The 4080-nt window shown below is 70.3% G+C and carries 3 protein-coding genes; all 3 read right to left on the bottom strand.

What is annotated here, in order from left to right; translation table 11 throughout:
- Nucleotides 1–83 precede the first annotated feature (83 nt).
- From SP5_RS15270 to kdpC, 3 genes are read right to left on the bottom strand one after another with little or no spacing between them, the layout of a single operon-like run.
- Complete coding sequence (locus tag SP5_RS15270) at nt 84–767, bottom strand: response regulator transcription factor (protein ID WP_042490406.1); 684 nt, start codon at nt 765–767, stop codon at nt 84–86.
- Nucleotides 767–3433, bottom strand: coding sequence for a DUF4118 domain-containing protein (locus SP5_RS15265; protein WP_042490404.1), 2667 nt, complete (start codon nt 3431–3433; stop codon nt 767–769). The genes SP5_RS15270 and SP5_RS15265 overlap by 1 nt, the downstream gene beginning before the upstream one ends.
- Nucleotides 3430–4002 carry a potassium-transporting ATPase subunit KdpC gene (gene kdpC, locus SP5_RS15260; protein ID WP_042490408.1) on the bottom strand — a complete coding sequence of 191 codons (573 nt, stop codon included), beginning with the start codon at nt 4000–4002 and terminating at the stop codon, nt 3430–3432. The genes SP5_RS15265 and kdpC overlap by 4 nt, the downstream gene beginning before the upstream one ends.
- Nucleotides 4003–4080: the final 78 nt, after the last annotated feature.

The raw sequence follows: 4080 nt of genomic DNA, 5'->3' as shown, positions 1-4080 counted from the left end.
GGCGTGCCACAAAGGACGCACTCGGAGGCACGCCCCCTCCGTCAGCGCTCCGCGCTGCCACCTCCCCGTACCGGGGAGGATTCTCACCCCTCCACCCGCAATCGATACCCCACGCCCAGTTCGTTCGCGATGACGCTCCCCACTGGCTGGGGCGCTTCCAGCTTCTGGCGCAGGTTGCGCACGACGATGCGCAGGTAATCGATGCGCGGGTCCTCGTCCCCGCCCCAGGCGGCGTCGATGATCTTGTCATGCGTCACCACCCGCCCCGGATGCCGCGCCAGCATCGCCAGCACGTCATATTCCTTGCGGGTCAGATGCTGTTCCTCGCCCCCGCGCGTCACTAGCCGCCGATCGAGGTCGATGGCCAGGTCGCCGGTCCGCACCACGCTGGGCGCCGCCTCCGCCGCGCGTCGGTGGCGCAGCGCCACGCGCAGCCGCGCCAGCAATTCCTCGCTGTCGAACGGCTTGGTAACATAGTCATCTGCGCCCAGGTCGAGCGCGGCGACCTTTTCGTCAGTCGCCTCGCGTGCCGAGACGATCAGGATCACCCGCGCAGGTCCACGCAACAGCGGGATCAGGCTCAACCCGTCGCGGTCGGGCAGCCCCAGGTCGAGCAGCACCGCATCGGGATGATCCGCCGCCGCGCGCGCCAGCGCCTCGCGCCCGTCGCGCGCCTCGACCACCAGATGCCCCGCTTGTTCCAGCGTGTTGCGCAGCAGGCGGCGGATCGCGACTTCATCGTCCACCACCAGGATCGTCGCGGGCATCAGGCCATTCCCTCCGGTGCGCCGTCGCGCATGATATGGTCGCGCGGGAAGCAGAGCGCGAAGGCCGCACCCTCGCCATCCTCGCGATTGCCCGCCTCTACGCCCAGCCCCATGGCCTCGGCAAAGGCCTTGACGATGGCGAGGCCCAGGCCGGTGCCGCCCGCCACCCGGTCGGAGCCTTCCAGCCGCCGGAACGTCTCGAACACCTCATTCTCGCGGCCCGGCGGCAGGCCGGGGCCGTGGTCGAGGACCGACAGGCGCAGCGTACCGTGCCGGTGCCGCCCCTCGATCACGATCTCGGTCCCCGGATCGCCGTAACGCCCGGCATTGTCGAGCAGGTTGAGCAGGCAATGGTGCAGCAATTGCGGGTCGGCGCGGACCAGCGGCAGGTCGGGCGGCACGTCGAGGCGCACCGAATGCCCCTCCAGCGCGCGGCGGGCGTCGTGGGCCGCGCCCGTCACCGCGTCGCTGAGGTCGATCGCCTCGATCTTCAGCTTGAGCGCCCCCGCCTCGACGCGGGCCATGTCGAGCAGATTGGCGACGAAGCGGTTGAGCCGCGCCGCCTCCCCCTCGATGGTGGCGATCAGGTCGGGCGTCGTACCCTGCCGCAACTGCGCGGCGGCGGCCATCACGGCAGTCAGCGGCGTGCGCAGGTCATGGCTGACCGAGGACAGCAACGCCGCGCGAAGCCGGTCGCGGGTGCGCACCGCGTCAACGTCACGCACCTCCGCCTCCAGCCGTAGCCGTTCGAGGATCAGCGCGGCCTGGTCGATCAACCCGGTCAGCAACGGCAGGCGATCGGCGCGCACCGGCTCCCCTCCCGTCTCGCGCGCCAGCCCTAGGACGGCGAGCGTCCGGTTGCCCGCCTTGAGCGGCTGGAACAGCCATTCGGACGCGGCCAGCGTCGCCGATCCCTTGCCCGCGGGCGTGCCGGTGTCGAAGGCCCAGTGCGCGGCGGCCATCTCCATGGTTTCCAGCCGATAGTCAGGCTTGGTCGCGGCCTGCACCGCCAGCCCGGCGGGCGACGGGGTGAGCAGCACGGCCTGCACCTCGAACAGCCGGGCAATGTCTTCGCAGATCACGCGCGACGCCTCGGCCGGGTCGGCCAGACCGCTCAGCCGGTGGAGGAAGCCCGCCAGCGTCGCATTGTCGCGCGCGCTCGCCGCCGCGAGGTCAGCCTGCGCGCGGACCCGCGAGGTCAGCTGGCTGGTCGCGACGGCCACGCCCAGCAGGACGAAGATCGAGATGATGTTTTCGGGATTGCTGACGCTCAACGTGCCCACGGGGGGCAGGAAGAAGAAGTTGTATGCCAGGCTCGACGCGATCCCCGCGAACAGGCCGGTTCGCAAACCATAAAGGCTCGCCGCTGCCATGACGGGCAACAGATAGAGCAGCGCGACATTGCCGAGGTTGAGGATATGGAACAACGCGCTCGCCAGCGCCGTCACGGCGGCGACGCCGAGCAGCGTCAGGCCATAGCCGATGGGCGATCCCCATTGCCCGCGCCGCCGGGTCCGCTCCCGCTCGACCGGCGCTTCGCCGACCGGCAGGACATGGACGGTGACACCCGGCGTCTCACGCACCAGCCGGTCGACCACCGAGCCGTGGCGCAGCTCGAACCAGCGCGAGCGCTTGGCCTTGCCGACGACCAGCTGCGTGGCGCGCGCATCGGTCAGGAAGGCGCGGATGCCCTCGACCACGCTGGGGGCGGGCACGGTGGCCACCGCCGCCCCCAGTTGCGTCGCCAGCGTCATCGTCGCCGCCAGCCGCCGGTGCTGCGCCTCGCCCAGCGTCGCGGTGCGCGGCGTGTCGATGAACAGCGCGGTCCAGGGCGCGCGCAGGGCATCCGCCGCACGCTTGGCGGCGCGGACCAGTTCGTCGGCGCCGGGCAGTTCGCTGACCGCGACGACCAGCCGCTCGCCCGCCGCCCATTGCCCGCCGACCCCCAAGGATCGCACATGGTCGAGCATCTGCGCATCGACCGCCTGCGCCGCGCGCCGCAGCGCCAGTTCGCGCAACGCCGACAGGTTGGACTTGGAGAAGAAATGCGACAGCGCCCGCGTCGCTTCCTGCGGAAGGTAGACCTTGCCCGCCTTCAACCGCTCGATCAGTTCGTCGGGGGGAATGTCGACCACCTCGATCTCGGCGGCCTCCAATATGCGGTCGGGCACCGTCTCGCGCACCCGGACACGCGTGAAGCTGGCGACGACGTCGTTCAGGCTTTCGACGTGCTGGATGTTGACGGTGGAATAGACGTCGATCCCCGCCGCCAGCAGCTCCTCGACATCCTGATAGCGTTTGGGATGGCGGCTGCCTGGCGCATTTGTGTGGGCCAGTTCGTCGACCAGCGCGAGGCGCGGCGCGCGGGCGAGGATCGCGTCGATATCCATCTCGTGCAGCGTCCGCCCCTCATAGGGGACGGCGCGACGGGGCATGACCTCCTGCCCCCGGACCAGCGCCTCTGTCTCGACGCGGCCATGGGTTTCCACGACCGCGACGACGACATCCACGCCGTCACGGCGGCGGGCGGCGCCTTCGGAGAGCATTTCGAACGTCTTGCCGACGCCGGGGGCTGCCCCCAGGAAGATCTTCAGGCGGCCGCGCCCCTCGCGCTCGGCGGCGCGCAGCAGGGCATCGGGATCGGGGCGCGGCTCGCCTGCCGTCATCGCTGGGAAGCAGCGTCCAGCGCGCGGTTGAGGGCGAGGACGTTGACGTGCGGGTCGCCGAGCATGGAGTCCTCGGTCCTGGCGACGACCAGCGCGTGGACCTGCTCGACGCCCAGGCCACGGACGCGGGCGATGCGCGCGGCCTGCGCCAGTGCCGCCTCGGGCGACAGATCGGGGTCGAGGCCCGAACCGCTGGCGGTCACGAGATCGGCAGGGATCGGCCCCATCACGCCCTCGGCGCGACGCTTGGCGACGTCCGCCTTCACCCGGTCGACCAGCGCTTGCGAGGTCGGCCCCAGATTCGAGCCCGACGAGGCCAGCCCGTCATAGCCCTTGCCCGCCGCCGAAGGACGCGTCTGGAAATAGCGGTCGCTGACGAAGGCTTGCCCCACGACCTCGGAGCCGATCACGCGCCCCCCGATCTGCACCAAGCTGCCATTGGCCTGATGTGGGAAAATCGTCTGTCCGATGCCGGTCATGGCCAGAGGATAGACCAGGCCGAGCAGGATCGCGAACAGGATCGTCATGACGATCGCGGGCCGAAATGCGGAAGTGATGTCCGTATTCATGATGCTTCCTTCCTTTAGCCCCTCCCCTTCAGGGGAGGGGTTGGGGTGGGGCCTTTCCACCAGCGCTTCGTTCGCGGT

Source organism: Sphingomonas parapaucimobilis NBRC 15100 (assembly GCF_000787715.1).
GTDB classification, from domain to species: domain Bacteria; phylum Pseudomonadota; class Alphaproteobacteria; order Sphingomonadales; family Sphingomonadaceae; genus Sphingomonas; species Sphingomonas parapaucimobilis.
This window is presented reverse-complemented; position numbering and strand designations above follow the sequence as displayed.